Genomic DNA, 22,628 nt, shown 5'->3' with positions numbered 1-22,628 from the left:
TTTCTTTATTTAGTTATTTCATTCTTTTAATTTTATAAGACGCATTCGTCACAATCTTCACCGGTACTTTCACATCACTTTTAATCTTCTTCGCTTTATTCGCTTTGTAAGTATACGTACCATTCATCTCTGTATTCTGCGAAGCAATACTAGGAAATCCTGATGTACGATCTATGAGATAATTCGTCATGATATCGCCATTGATTTCAGCAGTAGCTTCTATACCATCATCGGTTGTAAAGGTCTCTACTTTATTTGTGTTGACCTTACCTGTACCATTGATCTTTGCTGTCTGGCTATCCCATGTCTGCAGGTTCCAGTAAAGGGAAATGTCTCCTACCAATCCGGTACGGATAGGTACGTTCTCTTCCCAGCGGGTACCTGTTTTGATACTACGCACCGGATAGATCACCAGCAGTTGTTCTAACCAGGTACGGAATGCATTGGCACCAAACTGGTCTTTCATCAGTTTTTTATAAGCAGTCTGCTCATCTGGTTTCAGGTTTGCGAAGGTGGCCGATGCTTTGTCCAGCAGATCGTCCAGCCCCATTACTTTATTGATGTATCCTGAGGACGATATATCGACAGAGAATGGCTGATCGATAATACTTTTCAGGGCAGCCTGGAAAGGTTCTTTTTCATTAGGCACGGCAGCATCCACGAGGATGTTCTGATTACGTGCATTGAAATTGAACTTCAGCTCTTTGTATTTGAAAGTCAGGGTAGCATGTCCGTCTGAAGTTTCGGTCACCTCGATAGCAATGGTATTATTGAAATCGCGTGTTACGCGTTGCATGACATCATCTACTGTCGTATAGGTTTCGCTGCGGCTTTCCTGTTTCAGCTCGAACTGTTGGCCTTTGAGAAAATTGTAGCTCAGATCTACATAATCTCTTTTATCATCCTGTTGTTGTGCAAATGCCGGCATGGCCATGGTAGCGCCCAGAGCCATTGACACAAAAAATCGCTTCATCATTACGCTATATATTTTAAACATATTTTTCTATTACGCCGAGGCCAAACAACGCAAAATCGTATTTGGCAGGGTCTTCCGGATCCAGCTGCTTTAGCTTTTCTGTCAGTTCCAGTGCAGTTCGCCAGTCTGATTTGGCTGCTGAGATCAATCCCAGTCTGGTAGCGACTCTGCCCACATGCACATCTACGGGACATACCAGTTGTGAAGGGCTAATGTGTTTCCATAGTCCAAAATCCACGCCATTTTCATCTTTTCTGACCATCCAGCGCAAATACATGTTCAGGCGTTTACAGGCGGAGTTCCTGGCGGGGGTGGAAATGTGTTTCCTGGTCCTTTCCGGGTGCTCCATGGCAAAGAATATCTTATGAAACCCTATAAGGGCATTTTCAATGGTTTCGTCTTTAGGGGTCAGGTGACCGCTAAAGGCAAATTCCAGGGAGGTGACGTTACTATAGTAATGCTGCAGGAACTCGACGAAATAGAGCAGGTCTATCCCGTTGAATGTCCGGTGGCAGAACTGCATGAGCTTTATACGTTCTCCGGGCTGGTGGTTTTTGATGAAGTCGTAGGGTTCGTTGTCCATCAACTTCATCATTTCAGTGCATTTATTGATAATAGTGGTCCGGTTACCCCAGGCAAGTATGGCTGCAAAAAGTCCTGCGATCTCGATATCCTGTAGTTTGGAAAACCTGTGCGGGATCGTGATAGGATCTCCGGCTATAAAATCCGGATTATTGTAATATGCCGCTTTGGTATCCAAAAACGCCTTCAGTTGCTGGAATTTCATGGTGGTTATTCGGTTAGGTTTGTCTGTAGGCTCGCATAAGATTGCAACATGACGCATTGAAAGTAAGTAAAATTGTGAAAACTGATGTCCCCAAAAAACAATCGCTCCTGCCTGAGGCAGAAGCGATTTCAATTATCCAATAGCTTTTGAAAGGTCTGCGATCAGGTCATCCGCATCTTCAATACCTACACTTAATCGAATCAGCGAATCCACTAAACCATTGCTGATACGCTCTTCACGGGGAATAGAGGCATGCGTCATAGACGCCGGATGCCCTATCAGTGACTCCACGCCACCCAGGGATTCCGCCAGGGAGAACAGGTGGGTACCGCTCAAAACTTTTGTCGCAGCTTCTATACTGTCATTTTTCAGCGTAAATGAGATCATACCACCATAGCCACGCATCTGCTTTTTAGCAATAGCATGATTTGGATGGTCTTCAAAACCGCACCAGTATACCTTGGCTACTTTAGAGTGCTGGCGTAGGAAGTGTGCCACCGCAGCCCCGTTCTCACAATGCCTTTGCATACGTACATGCAGGGTTTTCAATCCACGCAGTACGAGGAAACAATCCTGTGGTCCAGGTACTGCACCGCAACTATTTTGAATGAAATATAGCTGTTTGGCCAGGTCTTCATCTTTAACGATGATGGCGCCATGTACCACATCGCTGTGGCCCCCCAGGTATTTGGTAGCAGAGTGTACAACGATGTTGGCACCCAGATCCAGTGGATTCTGGAGGTATGGAGAGGCGAATGTATTATCTACCGCCAGCAATATTTTATGTTCGCCGGCAATGTGTGCACAGGCGGCAATGTCAATGATGTTGAGCAGCGGATTGGTAGGTGTTTCTATCCAGATCAGCTTTGTATTGGTATTGATATAATTGCGGATGTTCTGCGCATCCTGCATACCTATGAAATGGAATTTGATGCCATATCGCTCAAATATTTTTGTGAAGATGCGGTAGGTGCCACCATAAAGATCATTGCTGGCAATGACTTCATCACCGGGGTTCAGGAGTTTCATGACTGCATCAGTAGCGGCCAGGCCACTACCGAAGGAGATACCGAATTTCCCATTTTCTATGGCAGCCAGTGCATTTTGCAGGGCGTCACGGGTTGGGTTCTGGGTACGGGCATACTCATAACCTTTGTGTTGGCCGGGGGCGCTTTGAACATATGTGGAGGTCTGAAATATGGGGGTCATAATGGCGCCGGTAGACGGGTCCGGCGTTACTCCCGCGTGAATGAGTTTAGTTCCCAGCTTCATGCCTGTAAGATTTTGTAGTTTATTAGGAAAGGACCAAAGGTAACGATCCTCAGTACATCCCACAAACGGCAAAATGCGTAGAACTACGTATGCTAAAAAGCCATATAGTCAAAAACTGCTATCTGAATCATTTACACGGATGAATTCGCTACGTTCACGAACTAAATTTACACGTTAAGCGGGTACCGTAGTATTCCCGTAGTATTTCCGTCTAATTTCGGTTCAGGTTTTTCATAGGATATGGTTAAAATTCGTGGGCGGTATTCTTACCGCCTTTTATTTTTTTACAGGAGCAGCATTGCTAAACTTTACAGGCAGGCTCACACTCACTACATCCCATGCTATAATCAGATTAGCACCGTAATCAGCTTTCTCAAATACCATGGTAAAAGGTTCTACCGGGGTATCCATTTTGGTCACTGGTACATCGATCCTTACTACATCTTTTGCTTCGCTGTATTTGAATGCTCCCCAAATGTCAGTATCTCTGTTGATGATGATAGTCCATTTTGTTTCGTTAGGAATGGCATACATGGTGTAGCGCCCTTTGGGCACCAGTTTGCCACCGATTGTAACCGGGCGGTAGAATTCCACTTCAGTGGCTTCGTTCGCACCCAGGCGGTAGAGTTCACCATATGGTTCCAGATCGCCAAAGATCTTTCTTCCTTTCTTCTGTGGCCGGCTGTAGATTACGCGGGCCACGAGGGCACCCGGTTCTCCTTTTACTCTTACAACATAAGGATACATTACGGGATAATAAGCCATGTCCATAGGGCTGGAATCCAGTGGCGGTAGTTTTTTGTCCTGTGCAAACAAAGCACTGCAGCTAAACAGGGTGATCAGTGTGGCGATGAATACTTGCTTCATTAATAGGTCTTAATTGTTCAATTAATATAGTTGTGCAAACCTACGATTAAAGTTATACAGATGTAAGGGCTGGCGGTACATTTTGCACAAAGTTGACAAGGTCCGGGAAAAAGGCCTGGTAGCTGGCAGCGAGTGCATCATAGTTTGCTTCCAGTGCAGCAAAAGGAACGTCGGCAGTTACCTCCAGGTAACGGCTTCTTCTGACAATGCCACTGAAAGTTTTGTAAATACCATCCTTGTGTTGGTACTCCATCAGCCAGTTTTGTTGACTCATATACCTGAATACTTCCTGAAAACCAACGGGTAACAGGTGATGTCGTTCCTTTAGTGTAGTATATACTTCCTGTGCAAAGGCGGCCAGTGTATTGCCGGGGAACCGGGTTGTATCGTTGGCCAGGAAATGATCGTAGACAATGTCAATGAATACGGCGCTATACTTGCCACAGCCGGGTTGAAAGAATCTCTTCGCTTCCAGTGTGACAGAATGTGTATCGGTGAAAGAATCTATGAGTCTATGCAATTGAATGCCCTGCTGTATATCTGTATCATAATCCTGCCAGTGCTTTCCTTTCACAAAGTCGGCAATCATATTACCGGTAGTGATGGAAGGCTGGTGATATGATAAATATGCATGAGCGAGAAAATTCATATAGCGAAGATAGATTTTATTTTCCTTGTCCAGTTTAACAAAAGCTTAACGGTGACGCCTGCAACTTTCCTTCTTCCGGTGCAACTCTTCAATGGTAACGCTTGTATATCGTGTCCGGTAAAGGAATATCGCCCCAACATTACAGGAGATTGCGCACATCTTATCCAGTGGCTCTCCATTTGTAACAAAAGCCTTGACCTACCAGCCAGGAAGCATGTACCTTTGACTCATCAAACAAAATAAAGTTTCCGCCATGAAACAATTCAGTTCAAAAATCAGTAACCACATTGCACCTATGGGTGTAAGGCCTTTGGGCCAGTTCAAAAAGCTGTTGCTCCTGGTAGCAATCGCTTTATTTACCTCGATTTATTCCTTTGCAGGTACCGGCGCCAATGAGCTGGAAGCATCCAGTACATTGAAAACCGCACTGAATAAGGAGTTTAACGGAGCATCCGCCATCAAATGGTACAGTGATGACAACAAGACCTTTATGGCTAAGTTCATGCTGAATGAGCGTAACGTAACGGCTTACTTTGATGGAGAAGGTCATCTGCTGGCTACGCGTCGTTATGTTGACGCAGCCAACCTCCCGCTGTCTGTTGCTTCAAAACTGGCGCAGCGTTATCCAAACGAAACTATCCGTTGGGTAGTAGAGTTCCAGAGTGATGGTAACACAGCGTATTATGTAACACTGGAAGGTAACAATACCTGGAAGGTGATCAAAGCAAATGCTAACGGCGACCTGAGCGTACACCAGCGCCTGAAAAAAGCATAACCTGCTTTTAAGTTAAAGAAGACTATTGTTAATTTTTGGAAACCGGGGTATTCATTACCCCGGTTTTTGTTTTTATAGTCACCAGCAAAATTTTTACAGTCATTAGCAAAATGATAACCTGCTCCCCTGCTGCGCCTGAATTGAAATCTTTTCAAAATCCTTACCTTTGCCCCTCTGTTTCAAGATTTAAACTTATTCAACAACGGAAATGAACAAAGGTCCAATTTCTCAATTTATCCAGCACCACTATCGCCACTTCAATGCGGCAGCACTGGTGGATGCTGCTAAAGGATATGAAGCTCACTTATTGGAAGGGGGCAAAATGCTGGTATCTCTGGCGGGTGCGATGAGTACTGCCGAGTTGGGTATCTCCTTCGCGGAAATGATCCGTCAGGGGAAAGTGGACATCATCTCCTGCACCGGCGCGAATCTGGAAGAGGATATCATGAACCTCGTAGCGCACACGCACTATAAGAGAGTTCCTCATTACCGTGACCTGAGCCCTCAGGAAGAGTGGGACCTGCTGCAGGATGGTTTCAACCGTGTAACTGACACCTGTATCCCAGAAGAAGAAGCTTTCCGCCGCATCCAGGAACATATCCACAAGATCTGGAAAGATGCGGAAGATAAAGGTGAACGTTACTTCCCTCATGAATACATGTACAAGCTGCTGCTGAGTGGTGTTATGAAAGAACACTACGAGATCGATCCAAAGAATAGCTGGATGCTAGCTGCTGCTGAAAAGAATATTCCTATCGTAGTACCAGGATGGGAAGATAGCACCATGGGTAATATCTTCGCTTCTTACTGCATTAAGGGTGAACTGAAGCCTTCTACCATGAAGAGCGGTATTGAATACATGATCTGGCTGGCTGACTGGTATAAACACAACTCCGGTGGTAAAGGTGTTGGTTTCTTCCAGATTGGTGGTGGTATCGCTGGTGACTTCCCAATCTGTGTGGTACCAATGATGTACCAGGATCTGGAATGGCATGATGTTCCTTTCTGGGGTTACTTCTGCCAGATTTCTGATTCTACTACCTCTTATGGTTCATATTCAGGTGCTGTACCTAATGAGAAGATCACATGGGGTAAACTGGATATCAATACACCGAAATTTATCGTGGAATCTGATGCTACCATCGTAGCACCGCTGATATTCTCTTATTTGCTGGGTTGGTAATTACTACCTTCAAAAATAGTTAAAGGGCTCGACATAATGATGTCGAGCCCTCTTTGCTTTTAGACAGAAAAGCGTATATTGTACCCTTATAACTTCCAATGCATGAAAAACATTATTCCACTACTCACGGTGGCAGCCGCTGTTAGCTTAAGCGCCTGCCAGTCTGGTACAAAATCCAATAATAATTCAGTAGACAGTATGCAGACCACTAAAGACAGCCTTTCAATAGAAGGGAAGATACCTGCTGCACGTTTTGACAGCACGGTAGACGGTAAACAAACAAAATTGTATTACCTGAAAAGTAAAGGTAATGTGCAGGTTGCCATTACAAACTATGGCGGTAAAATCGTAAGTCTGCTGGCTCCTGATAAATCGGGCAAGCTGGAAGATGTAGAACTCGGGTATGACAACATCTCCCGATATGTTAGCACCAAAGAGAGATACTATGGTGGTATCGTAGGCCGATATGGTAACCGGATTGCAAAGGGAAAGTTCAAACTGGATGGTAAAGAATATACACTGGCAACCAACAATAACCAGAATCACCTGCATGGTGGTAAAAAAGGTTTCAATGATGTGGTTTGGGATGCTGAACAAACTGCTCCTAATTCACTGAAACTCCACTACGTATCAAAAGATGGTGAAGAAGGTTATCCTGGTAACCTGGATATTACCCTCACCTACACGCTGACTGATAGTAATGAACTGAAAATCGATTATTCAGCTACTACAGATAAAGCAACAGTTGTTAACTTAACTAACCACTCTTTCTTTAACCTGCATGGTGCTGGTAATGGTGATATCAATGATCTGATCCTGACCATCAATGCAGATAAGTTTACTCCTGTAGACAGCACACTGATTCCTACTGGTAAATTAGAAGCAGTAAAAGGTACGCCAATGGATTTCACTACTCCAACCAGGATTGGCGAGAGAGTAGATGCTGACTTTGAGCAGCTGAAATTTGGTCGTGGTTATGATCATAACTATGTACTTAACAAGAAAGGGAATGAGTTGTCTCTGGCAGCGACGGTAGAAGATCCTACCAGTGGCCGTACTTTGGAAGTATGGACGACTGAGCCAGGTGTACAGTTCTATGGAGGTAACTTCTTAGATGGTACCGATAAGGGTAAGGATGATAAGATGTATGTACATCGTGGAGCATTCTGTCTGGAAACACAGCATTTCCCTGATTCTCCGAATCAGCCGGCGTTTCCAAGCGTGGTCTTGAAACCAGGTGCTACTTATACTTCTGAGTGTATTTACAAATTTGGTGTTAAATAAATCTTTTCCCGCCCCCCAGAGATGGGGGGCTTTTTTTAGAAGAATAATTCGGATGCGATACCATCTGCAAATAGCCGGCCTGCTGGTGTTAGAATTAACCTCACTCCTTCCTGGCGCATCCAGCCTTTATACAAATACTTAGCAACCTCTTTTTGAATTTTTTCTTTTTTGTCATTCCCGAATCGGTCGGCAATGATGGTTAGATCACATCCTGCTGAAGTTCTTAACGATGTCATTAAGTATTCATTTAACATCATTACGGGTGTCAATTCCTCTTTCTCAAAGTTCAATTTTCCGTGTTCCAGACTTTTTATATACAGTGCATTATTAGCCACATTCCATTGTCTTGACTTTGTGTCAAAACTATGTGCTGAAGGGCCTAAACCCAGATAGGGCGCCCCTTGCCAATAGCTGCTATTGTGTCGTGAATGCCATCCTTTTAAGGCGAAGTTTGAAATCTCGTATTGTTCATATCCTGCCTCTCCTGTCCAATTCAATAATTGCTCAAAATGTCTGGCTGCTTTATCTGCATCTACGGCAGACATCTTCTTCTTTTTGATAAAATGATCTAATGCGGTACCCGGTTCCACTGTCAGTGCATAACAGGAAAGATGAGGAACTTTTAAATTCACTGCCTGTTGTACATTGTATTCCCACCCTGCATCGGTCAGGGTTGGGCCGCCATAAATCAGGTCAATCGTCATGTTCTCAAATCCTGCATCCTGCGCGTGGAGAATACACTCTTTTGCCTGCTTAGCATTATGTGCGCGATGCATCCATTTCAGGTCTTCCTCGTGAAATGACTGAATACCAATACTCAGTCTATTGACACCCGCGCTTTGCAGCATATGCAGTTTTTCAGGAGTCAGATCATCCGGATTGGCTTCCAGCGTCACTTCGGCACCAGCATTGACAGTAAAGTTTTTATGAATTGCTTCTAATAAGCGGTGCAGGTCTTTTTCAGGTAACAAACTCGGCGTACCGCCACCAAAGTAGATTGTATTAATAGGTTCGCCAGACAGATATGCTGTTTGTAACTCAATTTCCTTTAATAAGGCTGTTACCACTGCCGGCTCCTGCGCCAATGAAGTAGAAAAATGAAAATTGCAATAGTAACAAGCCTGCTTACAAAAAGGAATATGCAAATAAATACCCGCCATTCTGCAAAGGTGGGTATTTATCCGCGATTTTAGCGCACAGGAATTTCGCCTTTGTGCTGCCAGTAATTTATGAGCACGGCAATGATAAACCCGGTGAACACCAACACCATGCTGAACATAAAGATATGTCCCATGCCAAAAGTGCTCTCCACAAGGCCTACCAGTGGACCTGTAATACCCAGAGAAAGGTCAATAAATAAGCCATAGCCACCCAAAGCCGCCCCTTTGTTGGATGCTGGGACCAGTTTCACCGCCTCTACTCCCAGAGCAGGGAATACCAGTGAAAAACCAAACCCGGCAATACAAGCGCCTACCAGTGCGATATGCGGACTATATGCCTGCCAGAGAATGGCTAAACCAATGGCTTCTGTGAGCAGACAAAAGATCGCCGTCTTCATGCCACCATACCGGTTGATATAATCTTCGAAGAACAGACGACCCAGTATAAAGCTGATACTGAAGGTTGAAAGGCACATTACAGCACCCTGCCATCCCAGTTGAGAATAATACAAAGTGATGAAAGTAGAAATGGTGCCAAAACCTAAACCACCCAGCGCCAGGCACACACCAAACGGTGTCACCGTTTTGAACACATCAATAAAAGGTTGTCTTGGGGCAGTAGATGTAGACTTCAAAGGTGTTTTACCCCTGGCATAATAATATCCCACGATACCACATATCATAATCAGGCCAGCCATAGCGCTCATTCCAAAATTGTGGTGGAGTATAGCACCAAATGGAGCACCGATGGCCAATGCGCCATAGCTACCAATGCCATTATAAGAAATCGCCTTGCTTGTATGTTCATCACCTACAGCGAGGATGGCCCAGTTAATAGGACTTGCGCCAATCATCCCTTCTGCAAAACCAGTAGTAAGGCGGGTCACAATCAGCAAAGAAAGACTCAGTGCAGGAATACCCTTACACAAATAAGCGACAACCAGGAGCGCTCCGCTCACGGCAAAACCAATCATCCCCATTATCACAGCGGGTTTAGGTCCTTTTTTGTCAACGATGCTACCGGCATACCCTCTGAAAAGGAAAGTCGTAATGTATTGAAGACTGATCACCACACCTGCAGTCATCGTACTAAAACCCAGGTCGTGATAAATAAAGAATGGTAATACCGCCAGTGCAAGACCAATGGTAAAGTATCCAATAAAGGTAAAAGCGACGAATTCCGCTATGGTCGAACGGACTTTAGACAACGAAACACCAGCATTTTGTGCTGCTTGCATATTTAATTATTTAATTAACAATAGGAGTGTAAGTAGTATAGGCTAAAAGATCATTACACTCAGGTGTATTCACCTGCAAAGTTCCTGTAGTATTCTTTGGCGAAAATGGTATATGTAGGATATATTATTGTAAATTTAATAGATGAAACGGAGACAGTTTGAGCCACTTGAATTAGACGAAATGGATACAGACGTCTACCATTTACCGGTGCATAGCCATACTTATTACGAAATGATTTATGTATATAATGGCGATGGCATTCACCAGCATAACAATAACAGAATTCCATATGAGGCGGGAGACCTGTTTTTGATCTCCCCTGAGGATGAGCATTATTTTGAAATCGGCCAGCGGAGCCGGTTTATCTTTATAAAATTTACAGACAGTTATTTCGGTGGACGAAGTTATCTTTCACTTTCTGCTTCTCCTGAAAAGATCATGCGCCTTACCCTTCTCAAGGAAATGAAGCCGGTGATGGATGAGGCGGGGAAAGCTGTACTGCGTAATACGATCGATAACCTGCTCATTTATTCTAAACAGGAGAAGGATATATCGAACTCACCGTTGATGTACTTCCAGGTATTGTCGGTTTTCGGGCTGATCAGGGAAGCAATGATTCGTATGAATGTGAGGATCGACCAGGGGCAGCCCGACAAAGAGGAAATGATCTCATATATTCACCAGCATATCTACGACCCCTCATTAACTAAGATCAGGCATATCGCCAGCCACTTCAACATAAGCCCTAATTATTTCAGTGCTTATTTCAAGCGAAACTTCGATGTCAGCTACCGGGATTATGTAAACGACTACCGGATTAAGCTAATAGAAAACCGGATAGCTTCGGGAACAATAACAATGAAGCAGATTGCCGACGAGTTCGGCTTTACGGATGCCAGTCATTTATCACATTATTTCAAACAGCGCAAAGGGATACAACCCGGATCATACAGAAAAGATGCAGAGCACCTATAGACGATGTACTTATTTTATATCTTTGCCAGCAATCATATTTCAGCATAAAAAAATATTTGAGGTGCGAAGCTGGTTATTGTTCCTGTTCATATTACCCTGTTTACGGATGGCTGCTCAAGACAGTGCGGCAGTCAGGTCTACGACTCCTGTGGCTACAGAGAGCCCTGTCCGTAAGGATACAGGAATCGTACAACCGGTGAAGAAGAAGGTGCCTGTAATAAAAAAAGATAGTGTGGGTGTAAAACTGGCAGCGTCTGCTACTCCTGTAGTAGCCGGCACTGACACCCTGCGTACTGATTCGATTCCGCAGGTACCGGCCGTACCTTTGCATCAGGAAACGACTTATGATAAGTATCTAAAGACATTGACCGCCAGCAATATATTTCTGAAACTGAACAAGCCCCACAGGCTGGACCTTAATCCAGTCCGTGCATACAGAGACCTTGACTGGCTGGTATATGTAATGGGAGGAGTAGTTTTATTACTGGGAATTATACGGTTGAGCTACCTGAAGTATTTCACAGACCTGTTCAGGGCTTTTCTGAACCCAACCCTGAGCCAGCGTCAGCTGAAAGATCAGTTGTCACAGAGTCCTTTCCCCAACTTCCTGCTGAATATATTTTTTGTGATTAGCCTGGCTATGTACTTATATCTGCTCATGTATCGCCAAAACTATATACCTGGTAGTAATGCATGGATGGTGATACCGGCATTGATCGTTTTGGTTGCCCTGGTCTATAGTATAAAATATGTGATGTTGCGTTTTTGTGGCTGGTTATTCGGTAGTGTGGAGCTGGCAGATGCATATATTTTTATTTTGTATCTGATCAACAAAGTACTGGGAATTCTGCTTGTGCCATTCCTCGTTATTCTGGCCTTTTGCGGGCCTGAACTGGCAAAAGCCTTCCTGTACATATCCGTTTTTTTTATAGTAATATTGGTCGCATACAGGTATATCAGGTCCTATTCAGTGGTAAAGCAATACTTATCTTTCAGCAGATTACATTTTTTTCTTTACCTTTGCGCATTCGAAGTAGCGCCGGTATTAATAATTACAAAGGTGCTGCTGGTCTGGTTAACTGGCGGTCATTGATCTCCTATTGTTAACACAAGAGCAAAAAAACGTATGATTAAAGGCGGGCCAAAAAAAGATTTGCAAGCGAAACAGATTCAGTCAATTCTAATTTCCCAACCTAAGCCTGAAACAGAAAAATCACCATACTTTGAACTAGCGAAAAAATTCAATGTGAAGTTGGATTTTTATCCGTTTATAAGGGTGGAGGGACTGTCCGCGAAAGATTTCAGGAAACAGAAGATTGACATACAGCTTTTTACAGCCGTGATTTTTACGAGCCGTAATGCTGTAGACCATTTTTTCCGCATTTGCGAAGAAATGAAAATCAAAGTATCGCAGGATTGCAAGTATTTCTGCATTACAGAAGCAATTGCGTTGTATCTCCAAAAATTCATCCTTTACCGTAAGCGTAAGGTATTCTATGGGGCTGATGGTTCTACCAAAAGTCTGCTGGAAGTGATGAATAAGCATCGTGATAACGAGAAATTCCTTTTCCCAAGTTCTGACAGCCAGCGGAAAGACATTGAAGAATGGCTTAAAGCCAACAAATGTGAATACGCAACTGCTACCCTTTACAAAACCGTTTCAAACGATGTAAAGGAAGTATTGTCTGGCAAAGATTACGACATGATTGTGTTCTTTAGCCCTTACGGTGTGAAGTCACTATTTGAAAATATGCCGAAGTTTGAACAGAACGGCACCCATATCGGCGCCTTCGGTCCTACCACTTCTGCCGCGGTAGAAGAGGCCGGTCTCAGGTTGGATGTAAAAGCACCTGCGCCACAAGCACCTTCTATGGTAGCTGCCCTGGAACAATACCTGGCTAATACCAACAAAAAATAAATCTTCCTAATTTCAGGAAGAATAGGCCTAAAATAACAGCTTTCTACCTGTTAATCAGGGTAAATAGAAAAATAATCTGTAAAAAAAACAGGAAATTAATATACCTTAAGGGACAGCAATTGCTGTCCCTTCTTATTTTTGGAAAAAGGAATTACTGGAAGACCATAACCGTGAACAAACTATCTAACGAGACGAGCCCGTATCTCCTACAGCATGCGCACAATCCTGTAGAGTGGTACCCCTGGGGCGATGAGGCTTTACAAAGGGCAATAGCAGAAGACAAACCAATATTAGTTAGCATTGGCTATGCCGCTTGTCACTGGTGCCATGTCATGGAACGCGAAAGCTTCGAGGACGAAGCCACTGCGCGGATCATGAACGAACATTTCATTAATATCAAGATAGATAGAGAGGAACGACCAGACCTTGACCATATTTATATGGATGCCCTGCAGGCTATGACCGGATCTGGCGGCTGGCCCCTGAATATGTTCCTGACCCCGGAGCGACTGCCATTCTATGGAGGTACCTACTTCCCTCCTATGAAAGCTTACAACCGCCCTTCCTGGCAGGAACTGCTGCTGGCCCTGTCAGATGCGTTCAAAAACAGACGGGAAGACATTGAGACACAGGCCATTAACATGCGTGATCACCTGGCACAGGCCAGCAAGTTTGGTAGTACAATCACCCTGCTCCCCAAAGAAGAACAATTCACTCGTAATCAATGTGATATTATTTTCAATAATATACTGCAACAGGCAGATAAGGAATGGGGAGGAATTGGAAATGCTCCAAAGTTCCCCGGCACTTTTATCATTCAATACCTGCTGCGCTACTATCATAGTTTCGGAGAACAGGCTGCCCTGGATCAGGCGCTGCTGTCGCTGGACAAAATGATACAGGGTGGTATCTATGACCAGGCCGGTGGAGGTTTTGCCCGCTATAGCACCGATGCCAAATGGTTGGCACCGCACTTTGAGAAGATGCTATATGACAATGCATTGCTGGTAGATGTGATGAGTGAAGCTTACCAGGTAACAGGCAATCCATTATATTCCATTACAATAGCAGAAACACTGACTTTTGTACAGCGGGAAATGACGGATGCGGGTGGTGCATTTTACGCCGCGCTGGATGCAGATTCGGAAGGTGTGGAAGGTAAGTTTTATACCTGGAGCAAGGCGGAGGTAGATGAAATATTAGGATCAGATGCGGACGTATTTTGTCGCTTTTACGATATCAGTGAAGAGGGAAACTGGGAGGAGACCAATATACTATGGATTAAACAGTCGTTGTCCGCCTTTGCTGCTGAAAATCAGCTGGATGAGACAGTGCTGAGCGAGCAGCTGGCCATTGGCCTTGCCAAACTGATGGAGGTAAGAAGCCAACGTATAAGGCCGGGATTGGACGATAAGCTCTTATTAGGCTGGAATGCCCTGATGATACATGCCTGCTGTAAAGCTTTTGCCGCCACAGGAGAAGAAAGTTACAGAAAGATGGCTTTGAAGGCCGTAGATTTTTGCTGGACACATTTCCGGAAGGATGGTGAGAACTCCTTTTACCATACCTATAAGAATGGACAGGCAAAATATCCGGCATTTCTGGATGACTATGCCTGGTTGATCAGGGCGTTGATTGCCCTGCAGGAGGTAACCGGAGACAAAACGTGGCTGGACAAGGCTTTTTCCCTAACAAGTTTTGTCTTGCAGCATTTTTCTGACGAAACCGGTGTATATTGCTTTTATACTGTTGAGAGTCAATCTGATGTGATTGTCAGAAAGAAGGAAGTATACGACGGAGCTACGCCAAGTGGCAATGCAGTAATGGCAGCCAACTTATGGTACCTGAGTATAGTATTCGACCAAAAAGAATGGGCGGAAAGATCCATAAAAATGCAGGCCGGTCAGGCACAAACAACTGTGAGGTATCCAACTTCATTGGGGGTATGGGCAGGGCTGCTGTTGCAAAGGGTACAAGGCGTAAAGGAAATTGCGATTGTAGGGCCGGATTATAAGTTGAGAATGGAGGATACTAATAAGCGTTATATTCCGTTTAAGGTACTGTTGGGAGCAACGCATGATGATCCTGAAAAACCCTTACTGTCACACAGGGAGCGGGCGGATGAGACGCTGATCTATGTTTGCGAAGATTATCATTGCATTAAACCTGTGAATTATATAGACGAAATTATTAATTTGAAATAATATTTATGTATCTTGCATGACCATATCTCTGTAAAAAGGTAACGGTAAAAAGGATTTTTCGTCAGATATAATAAAATGTTAAAAAATACGTTTAATTTAATTGTCATCGGTCCTATGAGCGAATGAAAAAGTTGGCTAAAAACTAACTACGGATTAAAATTAATCGTTACATTTGTTATCTTACTTAAGATTCAAACGGGTGAGTGATGGGCAAAAGGTGCTGATTCTGAGAACACGACCTGATCGGGCAAGATATTAAAGAAACCAACAAGCGAGCAACCAGTTATATCTGGAGTTGTCTATAAATCAGCAGCTTTAGAGTCATTTAAAATTCAAAAAATGTGAATGGCTGGTTGGCTTATCAGTCTAACCGGGAGATTCCGGGAAGACTTCGGCCATGTTTCAGAACTTAGCGACGGCAAGCAGTCTCATTTCGGCCAATGGAACTGCGTCGCAGTATCGAAATAAATGATTTTCAATGAAAGCTACCCTTATGAAGCTTAATTTTTCAAGTGGTCTGTTAGCAGTATTGCTGGTTAGCCTGCTAGCCAGCTGCGGTGGTAGTAAAACCCCCAAAAATGCACAAGGACAGCTGATTGGAGTTAGTCCCAGACCGAAGTATTTCCCTCCTGTACCCTATGGAATGGTGTATGTACCGTCAGGTACCTTTCATATGGGCCCTAGCGATGAGGATCTTAACTATGCGTACACTGCTCGTAACAAGTCTATTTCCATTTCCGGCTTCTACATGGATGCAACGGAAATTACAAATAACGAGTATCGTCAGTTCGTACAATGGGTGACAGACTCTATCGCGCACATTCTGCTGAGCCATGTAAAGAGTGATGGTGGACAGGATGTGATCGACTGGAAGCAGAAGATCAATTACAAGGATAAAGGCACCATTGATAAGCTGGAGCAAATGACATATGCTCCGGAGGATCGCCTGTACGGTCGTAAAGAGTTCGACGTACATAAACTGGTGTATCATATAGAAACTTTCAACTGGGAGCAGGCAAAGCTGCGTGAGAACGCAAACAAGCCACGTTCTAAGTTCATTGTAAAGAAAGATGTAGCTATCTATCCTGACACATTGTGTTGGATCAGGGACTTCTCTTATGCTTACAACGAGCCTATGACGAGAATGTATTTCTGGCACCCGGCATTTGATAATTATCCGGTAGTAGGCGTGACCTGGCATCAGGCAAACGCTTTCGCTGAATGGCGTAGTAAGTTCTGGGAAGACTACCGTATCTCTAAGAATCTGTTTACTGAAGATAAATTCCAGTTACCTTCCGAGGCACAGTGGGAATATGCTGCACGTGGTGGTAGAGAGCAATCTCCTTATCCATGGGGTGGTTATTATATCCGCAACAAGAAGGGCTGTCTGCTGGCGAACTTTAAACCCGGTCGTGGTAACTATCCTGAAGATGGTGGTTTCTACACTGTAAGAGCAGACGCTTATTGGCCTAACGACTACGGACTGTACAACATGTCTGGTAACGTAGCGGAATGGACACAGGATATCTTCTATGAGAATGCCTACTCCTTCACATCTGACATGAACCCATATCTCCGTATGGACATACCAGATGATGCACCACCAAAAATGAAGCGTAAAGCTGTAAGAGGCGGTAGCTGGAAAGACATCGGATATTTCCTTCAAACAGGTACCCGCTCTTACGAGTATCAGGATAGTGCTAAATCTTACATTGGTTTCCGTTGTACGATTGCATTCCTGAGCCGTTCTAAAAATGATTTTGGTCACCATTAATCTGGCAAGTATTCAATAGTATAATCAGCATTACGGATAGATGGGCAGGACACAGGCACAGATCGAAGCAGTACCGGGAATTTATTTCCGGTTGCCTTTGGGACAGGCATGTAGTGTATGTTAAACAACTTAAAATATGTTCAACATGAGAAACCGTATGATGTACATAGTGAAACCGCAAATCATCGATGAGCAACAACTATTCCATAACAACAATTTAACCTTTAACACTTTAACCAGTAAATTTTGACCTATGGCTATGAATCCTACTACATCGAAATGGCTTAATTTCTTTGTTTGTATCGCGGCATCAGTAGTAATTATCGGAGCGTTGTTCAAACTGCAACACTGGCCAGGCGCGGATATCGCCCTGATCGTTGGTTTGAGCACTGAGGCATTAATCTTCTTTGTATATGCATTCGTACCAGATAGTGGTGGCGGAGATCACGGCGGCGAAACTCACGTTTCTGTTGTTGCCGGTGGTAGCCCTGCACTGGCTGGCCTGGACAAGATGCTGGAAGAAGCTGATATCACTCCTGTATCATTACAACGCCTGAGCGAGAACTTCCAGAAATTAGGTACCACCGTCGATAAGATGAGGGACATTAGCGACGTCGTTGCGGCTACAGGCGACTACACCCAGAAAACAAGGGAAGCTGCCAGCGCAATTACAAACGTTGCTCACGCTTACACTACAGCAGCATCGGCTGTTGCTTCTTTCAACAGTGCTTCTGAGTCTACCAGAAACTTCCATGAGCAAATGCAGGGTATGACCAAGAATCTGGCTTCTCTGAATGCTATCTATGAACTGGAACTCCAGGACACTAACAACCACCTGAAAGCAATGAACAATTTCTACGGAAATCTGCTCAAAGTTTCTTCAGCTATGACCAGCAGCGTTGATGACGCGCGTAAAACTCAGGATCAAATCTCCCAGCTCGCTAAAAATCTGAGCAATCTGAACACCGTTTACGGTAACATGCTCAGCGCTATGCATGGTGCAGGTAGATAAGGTACGCTTATAGTTTTGGAATTAACAACAGACAATCATTTAATCTGAAAACAAACTATGGCACTACCTAAAGATCCCAGGCAGAAGATGATCAATATCATGTACTTGGTCTTGACGGCCATGCTTGCATTGAACGTTTCTGCTGAGATATTGAACGCATTTAATATAGTAAACAACTCAATAATTACATCGAATAAGTCGATTACCGATAAGAATGAAAACACCTACCTCACTTTCGAAGATCAGATGAAATCTGATCCGGGAAAAGTAGGTCCACTGAAAACAAAGGCTGAAGAAGTAAAAAAACTCTCTGAGGCAATGTATGTATATCTCGATACGTTAAAGAACACGATCATCAGAGAATCAGGTGGACTGGACGAATATGGTGACATCAAATCTAAATCTGACCTGGACGCACCAACACGCGTCATGGAAAATCGCAAACAAGGACCTGAACTGGAAAAACGTCTGAAAGAACTGCGTGCGCAGCTGCTGACTTACGTTGATCCTAAGGATACAGCCGCATTTGCCAAATCCTTACCACTGAAAATAGTTGTAGGTGAGTCTCACGGCGGCCACGGACCAAAAAAGAAAGACTGGACCAGCTATCACTTTGAAATGGTGCCAACTATCGCAGCTGTTACCATTCTGAGTAAGTTCCAGAACGACGTTAAAAACTCTGAGTCACTGATCATCGATGATCTGTTGGCCCAGATTAGCAAAAACATCATTCGTTTCGACAAGATCAGACCACTGGTTTCCCTGAATTCCAAGAATCTGATGGAAGGTCAAACGCTGACAGCTCAGATCGCAGTTGGTGCTTATAGCAGCACTGTGAATCCAGATATCGTGGTGAATGGTCAAAACATTACTGCGGTAGACGGTTTGGGTACTTATACTATGCCAGTTTCCGGTATCGGTGAGAAAACTATCTCTGGTACTGTAACTATTAAGAAACCAGATGGCACTGCTGAGACCCTGCCATTCAATGAGCCTTATAGCGTAGGAGCTTCTACCACTTCTATCTCTGCTGATAAAATGAACGTACTGTATATTGGTTTATCAAACCCAATCTCAGTATCTGCAGGTGGAGTACCAGGTGAAGCAGTTAGCGCTAGCATTTCTGCTGGTTCTATGACGAAGAAAGCTACCGGTGAATATGCCGTAGTTGTAAGCGCCCCAGGTAAAGCAGTTATCTCTGTAAGTGCTAATATCGATGGTAAACAAAAAACTTTAGGTTCCAAAGAGTTTCGTATCAAATACATCCCTGATCCAGTGCTGAAAGTAGGTCTGAGCAAAGGCCCTTCAATGAAAGCTGCTGAGTTCAAAGTACAGGGCGGTTTGCGTGCTGATCTGGAAGACTTCGTATTCGACGGCGTAAAATACGATGTAGTTAGTTACCGTATCGGTATCCAACCTCGTTCCGGCGATTATGTTGAAGGTGAGGCAAATTCCGCTTACTTCCCTAGCTCTGTAATGGGTGCTATCCGTAGCCTGAAACCAGGTGACCAGGTTTACTTCGACAACGTTCGTGTAAAGGGGCCGGATGGTAAAGTAAGAGATATGAGCAATATCAATTTCAAGATAAACTAATATTATTTCTATGCGAGCAGTCATCCTTAACAAAATTGGTTGGTGTTCCCTTATGCTGGTACTCCTGCTGGCATCTCAGGCTGATGCACAACGTCGGGGAGGTAGTACACGTCGTAAATCGGCGACCCCTGATGCAGCTACCCAAGATGCTAACGTAGTAAATCCTGCTACAGGTAACAGCGTTGCGCCGCCACCGCCCCCTCCACCACCACCCCCAGGAACATCACTGCGCCCGGATGGTTTCGGTATGGCGGTAGATACACCGCGCAAATCACAGCGTACCGATGGTATCTCTGAAAAGAACTTCATCAAGGACCGTACGCCTATTGCCTATGATCACATTCGCTCAGATGACGAATTCTGGGAAAAAAGGATCTGGCAGGTGATAGATACCCGCGAAAAGATGAACCTTCCTTTTCAATATAATGTTGAGGATGAAAATGGTACAAGCCAGCTGTTCATTAATATCCTGCTCGATGCTATCAAGAGCAAGCAGGTAGAAGCCTTCAGCGCTATCGATGACAGGTTCACTACCCCTATCGCTTACAGTGAGATCCAGAATAAACTGAGCGGCGAAGAAAAAACCATCCGTAGTATCGACCCTGTAACAGGTGAAGAGAAGATGGTAACTACCCGTGATGAATTCGATCCTCGTACTGTAGTTCAGTACAAGATCAAAGAAATCTGGGTATTCGACAAAGAAGCGTCCCAACTGAAAGTTCGTATCCTCGGTATCGCTCCAATGGTATCCCGTATGAACGAAGATGGTTCCTTCCGCGCGGCTATCCCGCTGTTCTGGGTGTACTATCCTGATATGCGTCCTATCCTGGCTAAATACGATGTATACAACCAGAATAACGATGCAGCTACCATGAGTTGGGAAGATCTGTTTGAAATGCGTTTCTTCACCAGCTATGTGACCAAAGAAAACAATACTTATAACCGTGAGATTAAAGATTATATCAAAGACGGTACTCTGAGATTGTTGGAAGGTCAGGCTGTTAAGGATAAGATCTTCAACAAAGAACAGGATATGTGGCAGTATTAATAACTGCTCGCAGATAAAGATTAAAGAAAAAAGGGATCGCATTGCGATCCCTTTTTTCTTTTAAAAACAGAGAGGGAATCGCGATGCGACTCCCTCTCTGTTTTAGTTTTATGGATGGAAATACGTATAAATCAATTTCGCTTTCGCCGCCCCTACTTCCTTCACCAGATCATCCTCCGTCAGCAACTTAATCTTTGCCACTGACCTGAACGTTTTCAACAACTGCGTTGCCGTGTTCTCCCCTATCCCCTTTATTCCTTCCAGCTCATTTTTAAAGGTTCCTTTACTTCGCTTATTCCTGTGGAAAGTAATACCAAATCTATGCACCTCATCACGTACTCTTCTTATCAGTTTCAGGCTCTCACTATCATAAGGCAATTTGATACTATCCTTATCGCCCGGGAAGAAAATCTCTTCTTCATTTTTAGCCAGCCCCACTACCGTCATACTACCCACCAGGTCTAATGCCCTGATACTTTCCATCGCTGACCCTAATTGTCCCTTACCACCATCTATGATCACCAGCTGTGGCAATGGCTGCTGCTCTGCCAATAAACGGCTATAACGGCGAAATACCACCTCCTTCATCGAAGCAAAGTCATTGATCCCTTCTACTGTCTTCACATTAAAATGACGATAGTCTTTTTTAGACGCTACTCCATCTTTGAATACCACACAGGCAGATACCGGATATGCACCCTGAAAGTTCGAGTTATCGAAACACTCAATATGCGTGGGTAAATCAATCAGTTCAAGATCTGCCTGCAACTGATACAACACCTTTTTCTTCTCCATGTCACTCTTGCCTTCCAGGTGCAGGATCTTTTTACGATGCAACTCTTCTTTGAAGTAATTAACATTCTTCTCAGAGAGTTCCAGTAGTTTCTTCTTATCCCCTCCTTTCGGTACAGTGACTATTACATTTTCTTCAGGATATTCTATTTCAATGGGTACAATGATCTCTTTTGTTACACTTTTGAAAGCATCTCTCAGATAGTTGATTGCATACGCCAACACTTCCTCATTTTCTTCTTCCAGTTTCTTCTCCAGTGTCACTGTTTTTGTATCAGCAATTGTTCCGTTCAACACACGCAGATAATTCACATATGCATGGTTGCCTTCACTGATGATAGAGAAGACATCTACATGGCCCACCTTTGTATTTACAATGGTGGATTTGGATTGATAATCCTGTAGTTTTTCAATCTTCTTTCTCATGATCTCCGCCTTCTCAAATTCCATGTTCATGGCATGCTCCTGCATCTGGGTGCGGAACAGTTGCAATATTGGAGACAGGTTACCTTTTAGTATGTTCTTTATCTGCGATAAGCCTTCTCTGTAATCGTCTTCCGTCTGCAAACCTTCGCAAGGCCCTTTACAGTTGCCCAGGTGATATTCAAGACATACTTTGTATTTACCCTTTGCAATATTCTGTGGAGAAAGGTTCAATGTGCAGGTACGTAATGGAATGTTGTACCTGATCACTTCCATCAGTTCTTTTACTCTCCACACGGAGGTATAAGGCCCCAGGTATTCCGATCCATCCTTAATCACATTCCGGGTAAACAGCACCCTTGGAAAGGGCTCATGTTTGATCACGAGATAAGGATAAGTTTTATCGTCCTTGAGGTTGATATTGAACTTAGGCTGGAATTGTTTAATCAATGAGTTTTCCAGCAGGAAAGCATCCTGTTCGGAGCCAACGATGGTAAACTCAATATGATGAATATGTTCGACCAGTTTCCTGGTCTTAAAGCTGTCGTGATTCTTTGCAAAATAAGAACTCACCCGTTTCCGCAGGCTTTTCGCTTTGCCCACGTACAGGAGCTCGCCGCCTTCATTATAGTATTTGTAAATACCGGGTTGAAGGGGAATGGTATGTGATATCTGTGAAAACTCCGCTGCTGTCATC

General features: G+C 44.0%; 19 protein-coding genes. 11 read left to right on the top strand and 8 right to left on the bottom strand.

Annotation, left to right across the window (positions count from 1 at the left end; genetic code table 11):
- Positions 1–13 precede the first annotated feature (13 nt).
- From SIO70_RS03905 to SIO70_RS03885, 5 genes are all read right to left on the bottom strand, one after another.
- Complete coding sequence (locus SIO70_RS03905; protein WP_320579625.1) at positions 14–976, bottom strand: DUF6263 family protein; 963 nt, start codon at positions 974–976, stop codon at positions 14–16.
- A gap of 13 nt (positions 977–989) precedes the next feature.
- Positions 990–1,820, bottom strand: a complete 831-nt coding sequence (locus SIO70_RS03900) for a TIGR02757 family protein (RefSeq protein WP_320579623.1) — start codon at positions 1,818–1,820, stop codon at positions 990–992.
- Between the two features lie 75 nt (positions 1,821–1,895).
- Positions 1,896–3,035, bottom strand: coding sequence for a cystathionine gamma-synthase (locus SIO70_RS03895; RefSeq protein ID WP_320579621.1), 1,140 nt, complete (start codon positions 3,033–3,035; stop codon positions 1,896–1,898).
- Between the two features lie 276 nt (positions 3,036–3,311).
- The gene (locus tag SIO70_RS03890; RefSeq protein ID WP_320579620.1) at positions 3,312–3,902 is read right to left on the bottom strand and encodes a DUF2911 domain-containing protein; all 591 of its coding nucleotides are present in this window, start codon (positions 3,900–3,902) and stop codon (positions 3,312–3,314) included.
- 52 nt (positions 3,903–3,954) lie between these two features.
- Complete coding sequence (locus tag SIO70_RS03885; protein WP_320579617.1) at positions 3,955–4,551, bottom strand: ACP phosphodiesterase; 597 nt, start codon at positions 4,549–4,551, stop codon at positions 3,955–3,957.
- Positions 4,552–4,804: 253 nt separating this feature from the next.
- Here SIO70_RS03885 and SIO70_RS03880 point away from each other — a divergent pair, with 253 nt between their 5' ends.
- From SIO70_RS03880 to SIO70_RS03870, 3 genes are all read left to right on the top strand, one after another.
- Entirely contained in the window at positions 4,805–5,326 is a 522-nt protein-coding gene (locus tag SIO70_RS03880; protein WP_320579615.1) for a hypothetical protein, read from the top strand.
- Between the two features lie 208 nt (positions 5,327–5,534).
- On the top strand, positions 5,535–6,509 hold the full coding sequence (locus SIO70_RS03875; RefSeq protein WP_083722976.1) for a deoxyhypusine synthase family protein: 975 nt from the start codon (positions 5,535–5,537) through the stop codon (positions 6,507–6,509).
- A gap of 102 nt (positions 6,510–6,611) precedes the next feature.
- Entirely contained in the window at positions 6,612–7,793 is a 1,182-nt protein-coding gene (locus SIO70_RS03870; RefSeq protein WP_320579612.1) for an aldose epimerase family protein, read from the top strand.
- A 35-nt stretch (positions 7,794–7,828) separates the two neighbouring features.
- On the opposite strand, the gene hemW is transcribed toward SIO70_RS03870, so the two are convergent.
- Together hemW and SIO70_RS03860 are read right to left on the bottom strand one after the other, a co-directional pair.
- Positions 7,829–8,953 (bottom strand): radical SAM family heme chaperone HemW, encoded by a 1,125-nt coding sequence (hemW, locus tag SIO70_RS03865; protein WP_320579610.1) that lies wholly within the window; start codon positions 8,951–8,953, stop codon positions 7,829–7,831.
- 29 nt (positions 8,954–8,982) lie between these two features.
- Complete coding sequence (locus SIO70_RS03860) at positions 8,983–10,191, bottom strand: MFS transporter (protein ID WP_320579608.1); 1,209 nt, start codon at positions 10,189–10,191, stop codon at positions 8,983–8,985.
- Positions 10,192–10,333: 142 nt separating this feature from the next.
- Here SIO70_RS03860 and SIO70_RS03855 point away from each other — a divergent pair, with 142 nt between their 5' ends.
- The 8 genes from SIO70_RS03855 to gldN all read left to right on the top strand — a co-directional run bounded on the left by SIO70_RS03855 (position 10,334) and on the right by gldN (position 20,716).
- Positions 10,334–11,167: an AraC family transcriptional regulator gene (locus SIO70_RS03855; protein ID WP_320579605.1), complete on the top strand. Its 834-nt coding sequence runs from the start codon at positions 10,334–10,336 to the stop codon at positions 11,165–11,167.
- 106 nt (positions 11,168–11,273) lie between these two features.
- Entirely contained in the window at positions 11,274–12,260 is a 987-nt protein-coding gene (locus tag SIO70_RS03850; protein WP_320579604.1) for a DUF4271 domain-containing protein, read from the top strand.
- Between the two features lie 153 nt (positions 12,261–12,413).
- Positions 12,414–13,085, top strand: a complete 672-nt coding sequence (locus tag SIO70_RS03845) for a uroporphyrinogen-III synthase (protein WP_320579602.1) — start codon at positions 12,414–12,416, stop codon at positions 13,083–13,085.
- Positions 13,086–13,255: 170 nt separating this feature from the next.
- Complete coding sequence (locus SIO70_RS03840) at positions 13,256–15,289, top strand: thioredoxin domain-containing protein (RefSeq protein WP_320579600.1); 2,034 nt, start codon at positions 13,256–13,258, stop codon at positions 15,287–15,289.
- Positions 15,290–15,782: 493 nt separating this feature from the next.
- The gene (locus tag SIO70_RS03835; protein WP_320579598.1) at positions 15,783–17,063 is read left to right on the top strand and encodes an SUMF1/EgtB/PvdO family nonheme iron enzyme; all 1,281 of its coding nucleotides are present in this window, start codon (positions 15,783–15,785) and stop codon (positions 17,061–17,063) included.
- A gap of 253 nt (positions 17,064–17,316) precedes the next feature.
- Entirely contained in the window at positions 17,317–18,075 is a 759-nt protein-coding gene (gene gldL / locus SIO70_RS03830) for a gliding motility protein GldL (RefSeq protein ID WP_083722984.1), read from the top strand.
- Between the two features lie 57 nt (positions 18,076–18,132).
- Entirely contained in the window at positions 18,133–19,668 is a 1,536-nt protein-coding gene (gene gldM / locus SIO70_RS03825; RefSeq protein ID WP_320579594.1) for a gliding motility protein GldM, read from the top strand.
- Between the two features lie 10 nt (positions 19,669–19,678).
- Positions 19,679–20,716, top strand: coding sequence for a gliding motility protein GldN (gene gldN, locus SIO70_RS03820; protein ID WP_320579592.1), 1,038 nt, complete (start codon positions 19,679–19,681; stop codon positions 20,714–20,716).
- A 108-nt stretch (positions 20,717–20,824) separates the two neighbouring features.
- Here the strand turns inward: gldN and uvrC are convergent, their stop codons facing one another.
- On the bottom strand, positions 20,825–22,627 hold the full coding sequence (gene uvrC, locus SIO70_RS03815; protein ID WP_320579590.1) for an excinuclease ABC subunit UvrC: 1,803 nt from the start codon (positions 22,625–22,627) through the stop codon (positions 20,825–20,827).
- Position 22,628: the final 1 nt, after the last annotated feature.

The sequence above is a fragment of the Chitinophaga sancti genome, from assembly GCF_034087045.1.
Classification (GTDB): Bacteria; Bacteroidota; Bacteroidia; order Chitinophagales; family Chitinophagaceae; genus Chitinophaga; species Chitinophaga sancti_B.
This window is presented reverse-complemented; position numbering and strand designations above follow the sequence as displayed.

Coding starts and splice junctions, on each gene's coding strand:
- SIO70_RS03905 (WP_320579625.1), bottom strand. CDS start 976: ATGATGAAGCGATTTTTTGTGTCAATGGCTCTGGGCGCTACCATGGCC.
- SIO70_RS03900 (WP_320579623.1), bottom strand. CDS start 1,820: ATGCGTCATGTTGCAATCTTATGCGAGCCTACAGACAAACCTAACCGA.
- SIO70_RS03895 (WP_320579621.1), bottom strand. CDS start 3,035: ATGAAGCTGGGAACTAAACTCATTCACGCGGGAGTAACGCCGGACCCG.
- SIO70_RS03890 (WP_320579620.1), bottom strand. CDS start 3,902: ATGAAGCAAGTATTCATCGCCACACTGATCACCCTGTTTAGCTGCAGT.
- SIO70_RS03885 (WP_320579617.1), bottom strand. CDS start 4,551: ATGAATTTTCTCGCTCATGCATATTTATCATATCACCAGCCTTCCATC.
- SIO70_RS03880 (WP_320579615.1), top strand. CDS start 4,805: ATGAAACAATTCAGTTCAAAAATCAGTAACCACATTGCACCTATGGGT.
- SIO70_RS03875 (WP_083722976.1), top strand. CDS start 5,535: ATGAACAAAGGTCCAATTTCTCAATTTATCCAGCACCACTATCGCCAC.
- SIO70_RS03870 (WP_320579612.1), top strand. CDS start 6,612: ATGAAAAACATTATTCCACTACTCACGGTGGCAGCCGCTGTTAGCTTA.
- hemW (WP_320579610.1), bottom strand. CDS start 8,953: ATGGCGGGTATTTATTTGCATATTCCTTTTTGTAAGCAGGCTTGTTAC.
- SIO70_RS03860 (WP_320579608.1), bottom strand. CDS start 10,191: ATGCAAGCAGCACAAAATGCTGGTGTTTCGTTGTCTAAAGTCCGTTCG.
- SIO70_RS03855 (WP_320579605.1), top strand. CDS start 10,334: ATGAAACGGAGACAGTTTGAGCCACTTGAATTAGACGAAATGGATACA.
- SIO70_RS03850 (WP_320579604.1), top strand. CDS start 11,274: ATGGCTGCTCAAGACAGTGCGGCAGTCAGGTCTACGACTCCTGTGGCT.
- SIO70_RS03835 (WP_320579598.1), top strand. CDS start 15,783: ATGAAGCTTAATTTTTCAAGTGGTCTGTTAGCAGTATTGCTGGTTAGC.
- gldL (WP_083722984.1), top strand. CDS start 17,317: ATGGCTATGAATCCTACTACATCGAAATGGCTTAATTTCTTTGTTTGT.
- gldM (WP_320579594.1), top strand. CDS start 18,133: ATGGCACTACCTAAAGATCCCAGGCAGAAGATGATCAATATCATGTAC.
- gldN (WP_320579592.1), top strand. CDS start 19,679: ATGCGAGCAGTCATCCTTAACAAAATTGGTTGGTGTTCCCTTATGCTG.
- uvrC (WP_320579590.1), bottom strand. CDS start 22,627: ATGACAGCAGCGGAGTTTTCACAGATATCACATACCATTCCCCTTCAA.